The following is a 16,822-nucleotide window of genomic DNA, read 5'->3' on the forward strand; positions in this document are numbered from 1 at the left end:
CGGGCTGCAAGATGACGCAGGCGACGGACAAACAAACGGGACAATCTGTTCATCGGGTACCCTCCCCGGTCGCGGCAATAATTGCCGTTTTGGGAAACCGCGAGCGCGCGCGGCCGCGGCTATAAGAGGGTCGAGACGCGGAGTTCGAGCGCGTCGCAAGCCAGTCGGAGACAAGGCGGCAGGTGGCATCACCCTTGGCTGCAAGCTCCGTCAACGGCAAGGCGATTGCTGCAGGCACCGCTGCTCGTCGCCGGGCATAGGCAAGAGACAGGCCGATCAGCACGGCAGGATCAAGATGGCGCTCACAGACGGATGAAGTCTGTGTTTCCGCCTCGGCGGCATCGCAGCGGATTGTGGACCGTCGGGATGAAGGCAGGGATGTGTCTGAGGATGACATGGGGACAAAGCTCCGCACGCAGCGTCCTATAGGGACGGCGGCAATAGAAGGGGGATGATGCGAGATGAAAGGCTGGAGGCGCGACAGGACATGTCCTCACGCCGCAGCACAGTCAGCGGTCGGTCAGCTATCGAGCAGCCGACGGGCAAAGCCGACGCGGATGCGCTGTGGCTGGCGGATCGGCGGCAGATCCTCCGCGGGCTCATCCTGCTCGTCAGCCTCGAAGGGGAGGATGACATCCTCATCGCCATCGTCGCTGTTAGACCCAAGAGCGTTGAGGTTGATCATCGCCCGACGGATCCCGGCTGGTGGAACGCCCGTGATGGCGGCCGGTGCCACCCCGGCCAGACCCAGCGCCTTGCGGGCCTCCGCTTCGAGAAGCTGCTGCACCCGGATGCCGAAGCGACGGCGAAGCTCGGCCATGCAGGCTGCCGCACCATCGATCTCCAGCAGGTCGTCGATCTCCGACAAGGCCCAGATGCCGGTCTCATGACTGCTCGGACGGCTTGCGCCATCGACAATGGCAACACCAACCGTATCGACCATGGTCCGCTTTTGGGTCTTGTACAGCCAGTCCGGCAGGATCATCGCAGCCGCCATCATTTTTGCCTTCAACTCCTCCAGCCGGCTCGTGTCGCCGTAGGACGCGAGCGAACGCTTGACATCCAAGATAGAAGCCGAGTGCCGGGCGCGGTTCACGATGATCAAGTCCGGGGTGTAGGATCCCTTAGCCGGGGCCTCGCAGTCGAGCTTAATGCCATCGAGATCATGCCAGGCGTTTCCGGCAATCGCCTCAATCGCCGTCTTCACGAGTGGAAGCTTGATCGACTGCGTCAGCACGATGAGATCCGGGTTCGCTTTCGATAGGCGCTCGACTGCCTGTTCCAGGAGCTTGCCTTCCCGGAAGCTGATGGCGCGGACCAGAGAGGCGACATGGACGTAGTGACCGAGGATCTCGTCATCAGCAGGCTCGCCATCGGCAATCGCGGCAATCGCCTTGTCGAGCAGAAGCTCGAGGTCGGCCTCGACCTCTGCGAAGCGGACGCTGTGCGGGAAGCGCCGAAGCGCTGGCGGCTCGACGGCCGTAACGGATGCACGGATGCCGAAACGGCGAAGGGTTTGGGGAGCTTCCCCGGTAGAGACAGAGGCAGTATGGGTACTCATAGCCCGATTCCTTTTCTAAGAAGGCGGAGGGTCAGGCCCTTGTCGGTGTTGGCGCACCGGCTCGGGCCGTTCATGTTCCCGTCTGGAACGCGTTTAGAGATGACAGGACCATACCTGGATCTCAAGGACCTCGGTGAGCTCGATGAGAACAGAGCCCGAACACGGTTAATTTCGGGCTCACGAGGTTGATAGGTGCTTACGGGTAAGTGTTTCCGGGAGCTAACGATGTCAGCTCCCGATACTCGCTTCAAAGCGAATGGGCCGGCAAGATGTCTGAGGCCGTCAGTTGGGGGAAATCGCGCGTCTCGATATCCGACCCAAGATCCTCCTTTGAGAAGAAGGCTCCCAAAGTCTCGTCGTCGTCAGCGTGAGCCGATACGAGCGACGGCCAAGCCTTAGTCTTAACATCGGCTACAGCGGGACTGCGAGCAACCGCCCGGTGTCCGGAATTGAACGCACTGTTCAGCGCGAGCTCCGTCTGCCGGTGCTTGGATTCTGGGGCCTGGGTAGCGATCTTGCCATCTTCAGGCACCACAGTGACGCCGCTGACGTCGGACGGAGTGATGGCGGCTGAATCCAGCCAGACCGGCATCTTGGTTTTCGCGGTTGCCCAGTCGAGAGCCGGAAGAACGTCCACCTCTAGCCAAGAACGAACCTTTGTCGCTTCTGGCCAGCTATCGATGCCGCCCAAGTCTTGGAGAACACTGAATACTCGAGCCCAGTGACTTCCATTTGCAAAGGTGGTGTCCCACACGACGCTCGGATCGAACCCACCCGGCTGTACGAACAACGCCAAACTCTTGAGTTCCGCCTTCGCAAGACGGGTAACGACCACAACCTCGTCGGCAAGCTTTGACTTGACCACGCGTTTGCCAGAAAGCGCTGCGGTGATCTTGGCTTGAATCTCTGCAACGTGCATGAGGAACAGCCGAAGCCCTTCCCGCACTTTCGCGACAATCAATGCTTTGAGGCCATCTACACCGCCGACATCCGCAGGGTCGATTGTCGGCGTCGGCTTGTCGTCGGTTTCCATAGCCAGGATCGCCTGCACGTCCTTGACCTTGATCGACCCGTTCGCTCTGCACAGATCGATGGCAGCCTCGATCTGATCATCCGTTGCCGCCGTCAGTCGAACGAGCACCGTGGAGTTGACGCCAAGATCGACCAGTCGAGGCCGGTATGGCGCGAGGACACGATGAATTGCGCGGAAATTTCGCGCGTGACGCTCTGTCATCCCGCATCGCTTCCCAACCCACTTTCCGAATGAACCTTCTGGAAGAAGCTCACTGGCATGCTCAAGATGCTCGCCAAGTTGAAAGGCCTGCTCTGTCGATTTCCGACCGAGCTGGTAGATATGGGATGCGCTATCTTCAAGTCTCCTTTTATCATCCTCAATGATATCGTATGCATCGTAGTCGAACTTGGTAGTCGTGATGGTGGCGTTCATATGATTATCCTTCAAACGCGTTTCAGATCACCACAACGCTTTCGCACTGTGAATTCACTTATTGTCGTTCTAAATCATACGCTTGTCAAATTTCATCAGTCTGCACGCCAAAGAAAAGCGCCTGCATATACTTATAACTAACCTTCGTTCTTGCCAAAATTAACCGTATTAATAACTGAAAAAAATTATTTTGCTGTGAGAGATACTTCAAGTATCTAAGGCCGCCTTTTGTCCTGGTGAGACGTTGATGAAGGTGGTTTGGAGAGTGCCGGGGGCCATGCCGTCCAAAAGAGTGAGGCTCAGGCGTAACAGGTGTTACCGCCACTGCGATGCTGAGGATTGCTATTTCGCCACATCTACGCGCCTGGTAGACCGCTTCAGGGCAGGAGACGGCGCGATGACGAAAGCGGTACTGACGACGAAAATCGATCCGACCTATGACGACCTGCCTGAGCAGCGCTATCATTTTCCAAGGACGTATCTGCGTCAGGTCGAGGCCGCTCTATCGGACTGGATTGTCTATTACGAACCACGGCGTCCGAGCGGCGACCTGATGCGTACAGGAGGCAAGCAGGCTTACTTCGCGACGGCACGCATAGCTTCCATCATCTCAGATCCGTCCAAACCGGACCACTTTTACGCGCTCATCGAGGATTTTCTTCCGTTCGATCATGACGTGCCATTCAAGGACGGCAGCCACTACTATGAAAGCGGGCTCCAAAAGGCCGATGGTTCGACGAACAAAGGTGCTTTTGGTCGCGCGGTGCGGACCATGCCCGAGACCGAATACGACCTGATCCTAGCTGCGGGCTTCGCCCATGTCCTCGGCGTCAAAGACCGGACTCGGCCGGTTCCTGACCCTGCCGAACAGGCGAATGACGGGTTTCGCGAGCAGAACCAGGTTGCCTATGAGCCTGAATTCGTGGAGCGCCGGCTCATATCCCAAGTCGTGCAGAGGCCGTTCAGGGACCGTGCATTCTCCGCCGCGATCAAGACTGCGTACCGCGATACATGCGCCGTCACCGGCCTCAAACTCATCAACGGCGGCGGACGCTCCGAAGTCGAGGCTGCGCACATCCGTCCCGTTGCCGACAACGGCCCCGATAGTGTTCGCAACGGCATCGCTTTGTCCGGAACAGTGCATTGGATGTTCGATAGAGGGCTGATTTCTGTCGACGACGACTACAGCATTCTCATTGCCGAGGGATCTGTTCCGGATACGGCGCGAAGGTTGATCAATTCTGATCTCCGCTTGATTTTGCCAGATCGGTTTGAAGACCGGCCGCATTCCCAGTTTCTGAGGCATCATCGGAACACGGTCTTCAAGGGATGATAGCGGAAATTATTTCCGGCGAGTACGATCAATAATCTACTTAACAGCGATTTCTTGCAGCAGCAGTTCCGCCTGAGCCAGTACCGTCTGGACAGCCTCCTGCTCCAAGTCCGGCGGATAGCCGAACCGTTTTAGAATGCGCTTCACCAGAATCCGCATTTTCGCTCGCGCACTTGCCTTGTGCTGCCAGTCGACGGTGACCGAGCCGCGCATCTGCTCGACGAGTTCGTGGGCAATGACACGAAGTTGCTCGCTGCCCATTGCCTCAACGGCATTGTCATTGCCCGCCAAGGCATCGTAGAAGGCAATTTCTTCTGGAGTTAGCCCCATCTCTTCGCCACGGGCGGAGGCAGCCTGCATCTCCTTTGCCAAGGCGATGAGTTCTTGGATCATCTCGACGGTGGAAATGGCGTTGGCATGGTAACGCGCTACGGCCTCCTCTAGCCGACGAGAGAAGGTTTTGGCCTCAACCACGTTGGATTTCGAGCGGCTCTTGATTTCGCCGTTCAGCAGCTTTTTCAGCGCCTCCAGGGCAAGGTTCTTTTTCTCCATCTTCTGGATGTCGGCGAGGAATTGGTCGGAAAGAACGGAAATATCGGGACTGTCGAGGCCCGCAGCTTTGAGGATGTCGACAATCTCGGCATTGGCCACAGCCTGATTGAGAAGCTGCTCGACAGCCAATGACTTTGCCCTATCGGAGATCTTGCCGGTGGCCGTGGTCTTGACGAGCGCGGCTCTAACAGCCTGGAAGAAGCCCACTTCATCCCTGATCTCGGCGGCATCATCACTCGCAGAGGCAAGTGCATATGCCTTGCTGAGTTCCAAAACGGCATCCTGATATCGCCGGTGGGCCTGTTTCTTGGCCTCCTGACTGTCGACCTTCGCGGCCTCCGCCTGCTGCCACCTCAGGATCCAGTCGATGCCGTCTGCAAGTGCTCTGAGCCGCTCGAAGGGCTTATGGCAGTGCGACGGGCGCAATGAAGAAGATTGGTGCACGGGGAATGGATACAGAGTTCGGCGATTCACTTCTCGAACTCGGATTTCTGGAAGATGCGATCCGCCAAGGCCGCGGACATGACTTTTGGGTGCTGACGACCTACACGACGCTCACGAATTATCAGCACTCACTGGGCGCCATCCCCTTCAGCGTGGCCGTGTTCGACGAAATTCAGGCCTTGAAGAACCCAGTCAGCCTGCGCGCGAAAGCCGGTGTCGCCGTGAACGCGGATTTCCACATCGGCCTGACCGGCACCCCGATCGAAAATACGACTATCGACCTCTGGGCCATCTTCGAGCAACTGTTTCCAGGACCACTTGGTACACTTCGCGATTTCCGGGCGCGATTCAAAAGCCCTGACGAAGGAAACATGAGCGAACTGAGCAACCTCGTGTTCAGTGGAAAGGACGGTCATCCACCCATGGCGCGGCGCCGTCTTAAGGAAAACGTCGCTCGTGATCTGCCGATTAAGCGGAGAGTTCTGCGGCCGCGGCTTATGCCCGAACATCACTCGCGGACTTACGAAGATGCCCGCTTGAAACTCGCGACAAGCAGCCGAGGCGGCGCCCTAAAGATGCTACACCACATTCGTACGGTTTCGGTCCATCCCGCTATTACGGCCTCTGAGGAGGCCCAAGCCTTCATTGAGATGTCTGCCCGCCTTTCTTCCTGCTTCTCCGTGCTGGAAACGATCCGGGGGAGAGGTGAGCGTGCGCTTGTCTTTATCGAACACGTTCAGATGCAGCACCGCTTCATCAGCCTGGTGAAACATGTCTTCGGACTGGAGCGGGTCGATCTGATTAACGGCTCCACTCCGATCCACCGGCGTCAGGAAATCGTCAACCGCTTTCAGCGACACCTTGCCAATGATCGAGGGTTTGATCTCCTCGTCCTCGGGCCGAAAGCAGCGGGAACCGGCCTGACTTTGACCGCCGCGACTCATGTCATTCATCTATCGCGCTGGTGGAACCCTGCCGTTGAGGAACAGTGCAACGATCGTGTGCATCGGATCGGCCAAACGAAACCTGTGACAGTGCATATGCCGATGGCCATTCACCCGGCCTTCCAGGAGCATTCCTTCGATTGCCTTTTGAACAGCTTGATGACGAAAAAGCGGAATCTGGCGAAAAGTGTTCTATGGCCCATGGGCGACACGGACGATGACGCCGATCAACTACAGGCCATGCTGAAAAACGATAGTCGCCGCTCAACCATCAATCCGGTGCAGAATGCAATGGCCGCGATGTTCAATCGAGAGGGGGCCGCTCTCCCGGAACTCTCAAAGGATGGCGGATACGAAATTGCATAGTATCCGATTTTCGAAGATCACTGTGTCCGGGCCAAAACTTATCCTGCAGATCGAAAAACTGGCCGTTGCGGCACCGCAACTGAGGCGGGAAGCGGAAATTATTGCCGCGTGCCCATGCTGTCGACTGATGCCCAAAGCCAGGGCACAAGATGACATCTAAAGGTCGCTCGCGATGGGAAGATAGATGAATTTTCAAGGCCTTTCCGTTAACACCCTAAAATCGTGTGTGAATCTCGGCCACCTGGGCGAACTATTTTAGACCAGTTTGCGCTTCAAATCAGAGACTTTCTCCCTGACCAAAGAGTGGCGTTTTCCAAGGAACTTAGGCTGCGTCTTTGACAATATGCGGGCCAACTGGCCACATTTAAAGGACGACGGAGAGGGTAGCTTGGGGCCCGCAGGCAATGACTGCAATGGGGCCGTATTCTGTCAGGCAGCTTGTGAATTTGTTCGGCGATAAGCCGACATCAACTTTCCGAGGTCCCTGGTTATCTGCTACCGAAACCAGTAGAAAAGACGTTAAATCACCCGATCAAGAATGGATGACATCGAATGGTCTTCTCTGCCTTCTTTCGCTTTCTGACGGGGGAAAGGGAAGTGCCGAAAGACATCGGTCCCACTGAAATCGGAGCTGATGTACCAATCAAAGCGTCAGGTCAAGACTTACTTCGCCGTGTAAGTTTCGCGGAACGCATCGCGACTATTCTGTCTGAACTGAGTTTGGAGGAAGGCCGCGTTTTCGCGGTTCGAGGTCAATGGGGCGCCGGGAAAACGTCACTCAAGAACCTCGTCATAGAGCAACTCGGCAGCCGCGAAGGCTCGGCTGACTGGATGGACTTCAATCCATGGCAGTGGGGTGACGGTGAGGCTATTGCCAAGGCTCTGTTTCAGCAAATCGCGGACAAAATTGGTGGAGCACTGTCCTCGAATGCGGGAAAGCGCGCCGCGATGTTCCGACGTTATGGCTCAACGCTCACTGGGAGCGCCGGCTCAGTAAAGAAGCTCGGCGCGAACGCGCCTCTCATCACTCTCGTCCTGGCGAATGCATCGGTAGTGGCGCTGGCGACGTCTATTGGATGGTCATTGCCCGAGGCAGCGACGGTCGCTAGATGGCTAACCGGTGCAAGTATTGTGCTTCCGGTCGTCGGATGGTTGCTGCTTTACTTTGGAAAAGATCGATGGGCCGAGCCAGTCGACAAGATCCGCGCTGACCTTGAATCCAGTTTGCGGGGTTTGGAAAAGCCGCTCGTGATCTTCGTTGATGACATCGATAGGCTGGAACCGGAGCAAATCCGATCGCTCATACGCCAAATCAAGGTCAACGCAAATCTTCCGAACATTGTGTTCGTGCTGCTATTCCAACCAAGCATCGTTGAACGTGCGCTCGATCCTATCGCAAATGGGCAAGGCCGCGAGTTTCTCAAAAAGATCGTTCAGGCCAATTTCGACTTGCCGGCTGTTTCAAAGCCGATGGTCCATTCCATAATGACAAAAGACCTAGACCAACTGATGGGCACCTATGCAGTCGCCGAAAACGGCTTTGAAGTCGTCAGGTGGGGGAACGCGTTGGTTGGCGCCATCCAACCCTATGTAGAAAACCTACGCGATGCGCGACGGTACGTCTCGTCCGTTGCCATTCACCTTCCGCTTCATACGGGTCGACAGGTGATGGAAGTCAATGTTGTCGACTTCCTTGTCCTTGAAGCGTTAAGGGTCTTCGAACCTGATCTACACTCTGCCATTTTCCGAGACCGGGATTTGTTTCTCCAAAACGGACGCTTCCGCGATGATCGCGCCGATGATGACAACCGTAGCAGAATCAAAGAACAGATTGCATCGCTTGATCCGCAACGACAACCGTTCGCCGAAGCGGCGATAAAGCAGCTATTTCCGAAAACCGAATGGGCCTTTGGTGGGTCGCACTATGGGAATGATTGGCTAAGTTCCTGGAACTCGGCCAAGCGCGTCTGCACGGCCAGATATTTTCCCCGCTACTTTGAACTGCAAACCCCGCAAGGTGAAATGTCGGAGAACGAGTTTTCGGACCTTCTTGAGATATCAGGAGACGGAAAACTGCTGAGCGAGGCAATCAAAAGTGTCGAAAGTCGAGAGCTGCTAGGCTCTCTTGCATCGAGGCTTGATGATTCCGTCGAAACACTTCCGACTGCAACGGCGTCTGTACTCTTACCAGCAATGTTTGAAATCGCTCAGAAGCTTGTCGACCATAGTGCGACGCCATTTGGGTCGCCGTGGACCTCCGCTTGGCGAGCGATAAGCTGGTACATTGATCGGCTCTCCAAGGAGGAGCGAGGAGCGCTTACACTCGCGGCGTTCCGATCGACCAAAGCATTGTCCGTCGCCGCTACGATCATCCACCTCAATGACCCGGAGTCGCAAGAGGAAGGTTCGCGTATCGAACCTAAGCTTGAGAGGGAGACAGTTGAGGAGATGAAAGCTGAATGGGTTCGGCAAATACGAGAGCGCGCAACGACACCGGACAAGCTCCTCGAAGATTCCGACCTCGGCTCATTGCTCTACCGCTGGAGAGACTACACCGAAAGTTTGGACGAACCGCGAAACTGGGTTAAGGCCACCGTCAAAACGGATGAGGTCTTTGTTACTTTATTGAAACGGCTAATGACCACGGGAACCAGTCACACGATGGGCGACTTCGTTTCACGAAGCGTGGATTCCATCCGGCTTAACACAATCGAGGATTTCTTAGGCATAGGCACCGCACAAAGACGGCTCGCTATGTTGAAACGACCTGCCGATGAGCTCGGGAGGCGAGCTGTCGACGCGCTCGCAAAGGCTTTGTCCGGCAAAGCAGAGCATTGAAAAGTTCTGCTTTGCTTCAAGATCACTTGCTGCCAATAGCGGCGGCTTTCTGGATGCCCAACAGGCAGGTCGATCGTCTAATAGGGGCGCGCCTACCCGCCATTCAAAGGCTCAACCGATCGACGGGTAGCTTAATCGAAGCCCGGCCACGGGCTATTCTATCTGGGCGCCAACTGGCAAGCGGCATGTCTGCCGCAATCCTTGACGAAACCAGATCGAGGCGGTCGGACGGTTCGTTCCAGACCATTCTTCGGGTTCAAGCCTGAGTGCCAGCGCAAGTACAGGGCCGGCCAGTTACCGAAAGTTCTGCGGCCAGTGCCCGACGGTAGTGCAACGGCACCAAAGCCAGGTGGTCGAGGAGATAGTTCGCAAAGGGCCCAGGGTGCGGCAGCGCGGATACCTTGAGAGGTGCGGTCAAGGTAACCGCCTTGGCCTGGAAGGCCCCACGGGCAGTGACCACAAGCGCGCCCTGGGCCTCAGCTTTCTCGGCAACGACGATGCAGGGCAAAGTAAACCGCACGCCCTGGCGCAATTCTTCGCAGCGCCAGGATATCCTCCGACTCGGGTCGGCGTCATCGTCGTCGGGTTCATCAAGGGGGTAAAACGCATCAACACGCGGCGTGCCGAGGCCGGGGCCGTCGCCGAAATAGGGTGTCAGATACGGCTTGGGCACGTGGGGTACCTCCAGCAGATCTTCGAGCGCTACGTCGAAATGGTCGATGGCCAGGAAATGAAACGGGCCGGATAATGTTGCTTCAAGATGCACCTTGTCGGCCGCGCGATCTCCCTCGTTACTGATTTCGATATCGATGGGGCGTATCACGCCTGGCTTGCTTAAGATCTTGGGCAGGCCGCTCGCCCAGATATGGAGGTGGCGCCGGTAGCTGTCGAATTCCTGTTCGTAGCGATCCAGCATGCCGCTAGACACAGCCCCGACCGGCGTAATGCTCGGTATCTGGTAGGCCCCCAAACTCATGGGACGCGCACTGGGATATCTCGCCTCAAGGGTTGATCGGGGCACTTCCGGATCAAGTGCCAGCGACGTGCGGTAGATGCGGTCGACGCAGTCCTCGCAGATGCCATCTGGCGGCGACACGAGGTCATGTCGGCGGTTATGGTCGGCTGTGGCGGGGAAGTTGAGGACCAGGTTCGGTTGCGGACCAAGCTGCCGCCGTAGATCGGCGATGGTCTCGTCCCGCTCGTCTCCGTCTGCCGGCCGGCGCCAAGTGCGGGGCGGCCTGACATGAAGCAATCCGACATGACGTGCCAGGCGAATAGGGAGACTATCGTCCGCAAGCAGGATCAGGTCGGGAATGTCTCGGGCGATTACGGTCGCTTCGGCGACAACACGGTTGTCGGGATCGTCAAGATCGAATCGCTCTCCATCAAGGTCCTTGGTGCGGTAGAGCGGCCCGAACTCGATCGTCACCGCAATATTGGCGTCAGGCGTCGACAGTCGTACCGGACGGTCTCCACTATCCTCGATGCGGCGCGCCAGTTCGGCGAAATCGGCGGCGCGCTTGCGCAAGCGGCCGCTGCTGAACTTGTGCTGATCCATCTCGGTGCCGACCTTGGTTGGCACGATAAGACGGATCGAGGTCGCGTTTGGCGCAAGCTCTTTCCAAGGCAGCTCGGCCAGTGAGCGGAATTCGATCAGGATGTTGGTGTCGAGGCAGAACACCACTTCAGTGGCAGCAAGATACTCGGCGACAGTCATCGTCATGGACACCGCAGATCGCCAACACTATCGAGGATGGCCAAAGGGTCGGTTGATTTCGACAAGAAGTGGACGCCGGCGCATGTCCTCACCGCTCTACTGCGCCTTAGTGCTGGAACTAACTCGCGAGCATAGCGCTGCGAACGTGCTGTTGTTGTCATTGCATTTCCACCCGTCACTGATCACAGACCGTCTAGCAGAACTCAGGTTCTAGGTCGCGTGACTTGACACTGCTGCGCGCTATAAAATGTCAGCTCTTGGGCAATGAAGAATCAGGTCAGAACGGCGAGAATGAAGGCGCATAGCGGAAATCATTTCCGCAAGGGGGCCGACAGCCGACGGTCCGTTGCCAGAAAACCACCTCGAATACCTGATATCAGCGTGCTATTTGTTACTCGGGGTCAAGTTCAGCCCCGCGCTTCCGTTGCCGATTTACATACAACTCGGTAGTCGAAAGACAATTACGTCATGGAGCCTGACTGGCCGTCAGGATTTGGTCGCTCAGTTCAAGGGCGACCTTTGCTGAGATGAAATTGCAGGCCTCGTGGACACCGTCGTTTTTCTTACTATCGCAGTAGTCCGAGACGGACTTTACGCATATGAACATGGGTTTGACGACGTTGGTGTTCTTCGCCGCGTAATAGAGGCCGTAAGCCTCCATATCAGCCGCCAGGATATCCTCGTTGAGGCTCTTTATCCTCGGTATCATGTACTCGTCCGCTATTACCGCTCCGCCCGATGCCACCGGTCCGTATCGGACTTGCGGAGAGGTCAGGTCGTAGTTGGGCGCTAGACCCTTGATGGTTGTAATTTCCTCGTGGGAGAACTTGTATCCGGAGGTCCGCATGGCGCGGCATGCGGAAGTGACCGATGGGTGCTCCACCGCAAGCGGCGTGGGACGGGCATAAAAAGTTCTCCGGCCATGGGTGATCGAGCTGTCTTCGTTCACGATTTCCACGTCGGTCACCCCGGCCATGGCTTCGGGAAATTTCTCGATGGCCCATTTTCCGTAATCCCAGTCAAAGACCTGCTGGAAAAGAACGATATCGCCCAGTTTGACCTTTTCTGGCATGCCGCCGCATATCCCGGACATCACTATAAGTTTGGGCCTGTATTGCAAAAGGAGCACCTGCGTCGCGGATGCGACGGAGGACTGGCCTGCCCTCCCAATCGCGAACGCTACGCCTCTTCGATTCCTGCCGTCAGAGGAAGTGAAGGCGAAACGCTTCACGCCTTGCATCTCTTCGCAATCTACGAGGGTCAGCCGTTGATTGTACGCAGCCATCTCGCTGTCCAGAGCCGTGATAATGCAGAGATCGACATCATACCGACTGTTGCGGCTTAGCTGGCGCGCCTTCGAAACGCGTTTAGCGTAGGAGAGCTTGTCGCGAAGGTCTTCTTTCCACGTCCCTCCATCATCCTCTTCGATCACCGCGAGGACGTGGGAGCCGATCGTCTTCGACACGGCCGATACGGCGCTTGGTTCCTTGGTGATCCCAATGATGTCTGCCGGGATATGGAGCGTTTCCGTCTGAAAGATTTCGACAAGTAGGTTCTCAACAACTTCGTAGCTCGGAATGCCTCGGCCTTTTTTGTATTGAAGCGTGAGGTCCAGGATCGCGATGTCAAACATGTCGTTGCGGAGTTTCTCCGTGGCCGACCGAACGTCGTCCGCCACTGCGACGTCACCTTCTTCGCAGCCGCATTCAACCAGCAGCGCGCTAATCTTCGACGCGATTTCCTCGCGGTCATGGACGACCAAGGCCCTCATTCAAGCTCTCCAGTTCATAATCAGGCTCTGGAGATCGTCTCTCCATCCGGTGTCTTGATAGCGGACCACGCCAAGGAAATTCTTGCCAATCTTGGCGGCAGCGGTCGCTGCGATCTTGTCCAACCCCACAAGTTCCGTCATCCGCTCTTCGGAGCGCGCTGCTTCGAAGTAGTCGAAACCCGTGATGATTATAGTCGGAAGACTCACCTCGAAGAGGTAGAGGTATTCGATGATGTCGAGACCACCTAAATTAGCATGGCCCCCTCTAGCGACATTCACTTTGCCCGATCGGATGTCGATCGACATGTCCAGAAGCAGAAGAGACCAGGGGCAACGGCCGAGTTCGTCGATCGCCGAAACAGAAGTGGTCGACCGGTGAAAGGACGAACCTTGCGGGCACGAAGGCCGCGCTACCAGCGCAATATCTTCAAACTTGTCGTCACGGTCTTCTACGATCAAAATCTTCATCACGCGCAGGTGCCTACGGGAAGCAGGATGTGGAAAGCCTTGCGGCGCTTGTAGATCTTGATCAGAGACGGTTCCCCGATAACGGAGGCAGCGAGGAAGGCAACTTTTTCAAGTCCCGTGTTTCCGCTGTTGAATATGCCTTCGGTGTAACTACCCGAAGGCCTGCCTTCAATGGTCCACTCCGCGTCATCGTCACCCCGTCTCGGCGACGAGAAGAGTACCAGCATCTTTCCACTGGATTTAATGGGTTTGATCCGCAAACGGGTTTTGTTCCCAGATCCGTACTTGACTGCGTTCAGCGTCAACTCCGACATGGCGACAAAGAGATTGCGGATATTCTGAGGCAAGACCTCAACACCCTGAAACTGTTGCGAAAGACGCGGGAAAGCAATTTCATCGTTCTGAACCTCTTGTTCAAACCGACCTTCCACCGCCAGCAGCAGTTCCGCGAAACTAATTGACTTGTCACGCGCGTGCGCTGGGGACTTGAACCATTCCCGAAGTTCCACCGCGGTCTTGTTGATGGCCTGAAGCGCGACCCGTTCTGCAGCTAGGACATCCGACGGCGAACGCGTCGAGCGCGCATCGGCGGAAGCCGCCTCGATCACACTTTTGAGGTTGTGCACGAGCTCGCCTGAGAGCAACTCTTGGGCCTCTCCAAGGAACACGTCCAGTCGCGATCGGATCCACTCGATGACCGCGTCTATCAGGTCTTCCTGCGAGTTCGTCTGCGCGAACCCCTTGATGAAGGCGTCGAGGTCGGCCTGGCTGGGCACGAAGTTAAAGAGCGCCGTCTCGGGTGAATTGCGACCCGTGTGCATATATCTCCGGACCCAGTCGCGGACCGTCAGGGACACGACCTCTCTATACATCGCGAACATCGCGTTCTTCACCGGAAGACGGAGGTTAAATGCCAGCCTTGCCGCCTCAAGCGACCGATCAAATTCGCGGCGGATGTTGTCGTGTCGAATTCGTATCGCAAGTACCGACTCGATCCCATGCGCCGGGTTGGAAAAAAAGACTTCGATGGCCTGGAATGCCATCTGCGCAATGTAGGTTTCGTTGTTCCGCGCCAGATAGCTGGCGCTTTGCTTGTTCGAAAAATAATGTGAAAACTTGGTTTGCGCCTGCGATATAATATCTAGGGAGTTGTATTTTTTCGAGAGAGGAATGTAGGCTTTGTAGATGTCCGCCGTCGCGGAGAGCGCCTCGTTCTTGATCGTGTCCCAATTGATCTCAAACTGGTTCGCGTTGACGCTCATCAAGGACAGGACGCTGATCACCGCCTTCTGTTCTTTCTCGAGTTCCTGCCCAGTGATCGTATCTTCCGAAAACTTGAATTTTTTAACTAGAGCTTCTAAGGCGTTCATCCGTTCGCTTATCGCAGCAGTGAAATTGTTCTCCAGATTCAGATGCAGTATTTCATCGGCGGTCAAAAAGCGCCGTAGGAATACGATCGACGCAGCCCCGTACTCTACCGCTAGTGCGTCAGCGAACACATCGACGCGAGGGAATTGTTCTGCCCAGGGCCGCATCGCGAAGCGCAGGATGGCTGAGTCATGCCGACGCTCCTCACTCTGGCGGAGCATTAGCACGAAAATGGCATCGCGGTTCTTGAGGAACGGCTTGATCCGGTAAGTGTCGATGATCGTATCTAATGTGGTCCAGTCGATGCCCGAAAGGTACCGCTGCGTACCGAAAAGCGGGATATTCACGCGGATCGCTTCAAACCATTCATTGAAACGGAATTCGGCCTCGTTCCGACGCTGTCCCCAATGGAAAACCTTGATCCATCGCCTTCCGGTGGCGGCAATGACAGCGACCTGCTTTTCAATCAGACCGTCGATCTCCTGAACACTGTTGACGAGGCGTCCGCACGCGTGGGTGTGTCGAAGGAATGCGTATCCGCGGGGCGAGGTCGCGGTCCAGGACGTCAGTGCCCCGAAAAGCGCGATCTGTGTGAACAGGTCGAAGAACTCGGTCACGAGATTTTGACGGGGCCACATGTAGAGCGAAGTCATGAAGACCCGTAGAACTCTCCCGGCGGTAGAGAAACTATATCTCGTGGTCCAGGAAGACAGCTCGTGGAAATCCGCTATGTCTGGATACTTCTCGAAACGAAGGCGATAGAGCGTCTCGAGAAGCGGCCTGCTGATCTGCGGTCCCGACCCGGCCTCCAGCGAGAACACGGCACGATAGAATTCCGCCGTTTCCGAGGTCAGCCCAAGCGTCGAGAAGACTGCGGATGTTCCGTCTATCTCCGTAGCGATCGAAGCGCCTGATACGTGGTCGACTATGGCGTTCAAGCGGGAGTTTCGAGTGGTTCCAGCGAGTTTGCTGAGCAAACGCACCTCTTCCGGCGAAGGGGCTGCACAACTGGCCAGGACAGCTTCGTAGAATCTGGCGACCAATATGACGGCGTCGTACGGGTGAACAAGTAGAGCGAGATAGAATGTGTGCGATGCTGAGGCGCTGATCACGTGATTGTCGTCGATCAAGGTCTGGATGACCTCTCTCTCCGCGTTCAGTATATCGGTGTCGGCAAAAAGCTGCTTCAGGAAGAAGTCGAAATGGTCGGAGTCCGGCTCCGCGGTGAAGTAGTAGCTCAACGGATAGAGGAGACGCTGGCGAAGCCAGTCAGCATACATCCCGGCGCCGAAATACTGCGAGATATCTTCGTTATTGCTACCGAAAAGTGCGCAGTAAGCCTTCATGACGAAAACACATTGGGACCTTCCGCGCGACTCACCAGAAAATTCCGAGGCGATATCTGTATCAAGACCTCCTGACAGGACCGCGGTCGAAAGGAGTTTGTCGAACTCATCGATATCTCGATACATGTCGATGTTGTATTCGACATAATCGCATAACAGATCGAGGTAACTCACAGCACTGCGATCGGTTTTGTTGAGCTGGCAAAGAAACAAGAAGTCTTTCTTTGAGAGTTCTAACGCCGTGAATGCCTCGTCCGGTTTAAGAAAAAGGAGCTTCTTTCGCAGGAACGAATTCAAGTTTGAGATGGCCGAGGTATCGGAAAGCAATTGGGAAATCTTCCATCGAAACGGCCTGTAACCCCGGTCCCCGCGGGCAATGTTTTTGAGGTCCAAACCGATCGACTTACGGATTCTACGTTCCATCACTCTCGGCTATACAGATTCGCGCGGTGCGTGCAATAGGGCATCCGGCATTACAGACGACACCCTGCATGTTTCCGTTGTAGAATGGAAGACGTAAGGCAGCACTGTCTTTGTTTGCTCCCAAGCATGGCAGTTCAACCGTTTTGCCTTCGTACGCTATAGCTTCTTCGAAAGAGGTGTATGTCCGCTTTCAGGGAGAGTTTCTACTCACTGGGCGACCGGAATGAGGGCGCAAAGCGGAAAT

General features: G+C 56.1%; 10 protein-coding genes. 3 read left to right on the top strand and 7 right to left on the bottom strand.

The window, feature by feature from the left end; genetic code table 11:
- Positions 1–520: 520 nt before the first annotated feature.
- Entirely contained in the window at positions 521–1,561 is a 1,041-nt protein-coding gene (locus G8E10_RS00390) for a hypothetical protein (protein WP_244529148.1), read from the bottom strand.
- 247 nt (positions 1,562–1,808) lie between these two features.
- A complete protein-coding gene (locus G8E10_RS00395; protein ID WP_092986797.1) occupies positions 1,809–3,008 on the bottom strand; it encodes a hypothetical protein in 1,200 nt (399 codons plus the stop codon).
- A 397-nt stretch (positions 3,009–3,405) separates the two neighbouring features.
- On the opposite strand from G8E10_RS00395, the gene G8E10_RS00400 reads away from it, so the two are divergent.
- Entirely contained in the window at positions 3,406–4,341 is a 936-nt protein-coding gene (locus G8E10_RS00400; protein ID WP_092986795.1) for an HNH endonuclease, read from the top strand.
- A gap of 36 nt (positions 4,342–4,377) precedes the next feature.
- On the opposite strand, the gene G8E10_RS00405 is transcribed toward G8E10_RS00400, so the two are convergent.
- Positions 4,378–5,337 carry a DUF3387 domain-containing protein gene (locus G8E10_RS00405; RefSeq protein ID WP_244529147.1) on the bottom strand — a complete coding sequence of 320 codons (960 nt, stop codon included), beginning with the start codon at positions 5,335–5,337 and terminating at the stop codon, positions 4,378–4,380.
- On the opposite strand from G8E10_RS00405, the gene G8E10_RS00410 reads away from it, so the two are divergent.
- Both G8E10_RS00410 and G8E10_RS00415 read left to right on the top strand, forming a co-directional pair.
- On the top strand, positions 5,319–6,647 hold the full coding sequence (locus G8E10_RS00410; RefSeq protein WP_092986793.1) for a DEAD/DEAH box helicase: 1,329 nt from the start codon (positions 5,319–5,321) through the stop codon (positions 6,645–6,647). The genes G8E10_RS00405 and G8E10_RS00410 overlap by 19 nt on opposite strands.
- A 552-nt stretch (positions 6,648–7,199) precedes the next feature.
- Positions 7,200–9,485, top strand: coding sequence for a KAP family P-loop NTPase fold protein (locus G8E10_RS00415; protein ID WP_132446323.1), 2,286 nt, complete (start codon positions 7,200–7,202; stop codon positions 9,483–9,485).
- 256 nt (positions 9,486–9,741) lie between these two features.
- Here the strand turns inward: G8E10_RS00415 and G8E10_RS00420 are convergent, their stop codons facing one another.
- The 4 genes from G8E10_RS00420 to G8E10_RS00435 all read right to left on the bottom strand — a co-directional run bounded on the left by G8E10_RS00420 (position 9,742) and on the right by G8E10_RS00435 (position 16,578).
- Entirely contained in the window at positions 9,742–11,208 is a 1,467-nt protein-coding gene (locus G8E10_RS00420) for a hypothetical protein (RefSeq protein WP_092986789.1), read from the bottom strand.
- A 460-nt stretch (positions 11,209–11,668) separates the two neighbouring features.
- Positions 11,669–12,973: a phosphorylase family protein gene (locus tag G8E10_RS00425; protein WP_092986787.1), complete on the bottom strand. Its 1,305-nt coding sequence runs from the start codon at positions 12,971–12,973 to the stop codon at positions 11,669–11,671.
- Positions 12,974–13,441, bottom strand: coding sequence for a hypothetical protein (locus G8E10_RS00430; RefSeq protein WP_092986785.1), 468 nt, complete (start codon positions 13,439–13,441; stop codon positions 12,974–12,976).
- Entirely contained in the window at positions 13,441–16,578 is a 3,138-nt protein-coding gene (locus tag G8E10_RS00435; protein ID WP_092986783.1) for a hypothetical protein, read from the bottom strand. The genes G8E10_RS00430 and G8E10_RS00435 overlap by 1 nt, the downstream gene beginning before the upstream one ends.
- Positions 16,579–16,822 lie beyond the last annotated feature (244 nt).

It is taken from the genome of Ferranicluibacter rubi, from assembly GCF_011603255.1.
Taxonomy (GTDB): Bacteria; Pseudomonadota; Alphaproteobacteria; order Rhizobiales; family Rhizobiaceae; genus Ferranicluibacter; species Ferranicluibacter rubi.

Bases quoted from the DNA above. Each gene is read 5' to 3' on its own strand.
- G8E10_RS00390 (WP_244529148.1), bottom strand. From the start codon at position 1,561: ATGAGTACCCATACTGCCTCTGTCTCTACCGGGGAAGCTCCCCAAACC.
- G8E10_RS00410 (WP_092986793.1), top strand. From the start codon at position 5,319: ATGAAGAAGATTGGTGCACGGGGAATGGATACAGAGTTCGGCGATTCA.
- G8E10_RS00415 (WP_132446323.1), top strand. From the start codon at position 7,200: ATGGTCTTCTCTGCCTTCTTTCGCTTTCTGACGGGGGAAAGGGAAGTG.
- G8E10_RS00395 (WP_092986797.1), bottom strand. From the start codon at position 3,008: ATGAACGCCACCATCACGACTACCAAGTTCGACTACGATGCATACGAT.
- G8E10_RS00420 (WP_092986789.1), bottom strand. From the start codon at position 11,208: ATGACGATGACTGTCGCCGAGTATCTTGCTGCCACTGAAGTGGTGTTC.
- G8E10_RS00425 (WP_092986787.1), bottom strand. From the start codon at position 12,973: ATGAGGGCCTTGGTCGTCCATGACCGCGAGGAAATCGCGTCGAAGATT.
- G8E10_RS00400 (WP_092986795.1), top strand. From the start codon at position 3,406: ATGACGAAAGCGGTACTGACGACGAAAATCGATCCGACCTATGACGAC.
- G8E10_RS00430 (WP_092986785.1), bottom strand. From the start codon at position 13,441: ATGAAGATTTTGATCGTAGAAGACCGTGACGACAAGTTTGAAGATATT.
- G8E10_RS00435 (WP_092986783.1), bottom strand. From the start codon at position 16,578: ATGGAACGTAGAATCCGTAAGTCGATCGGTTTGGACCTCAAAAACATT.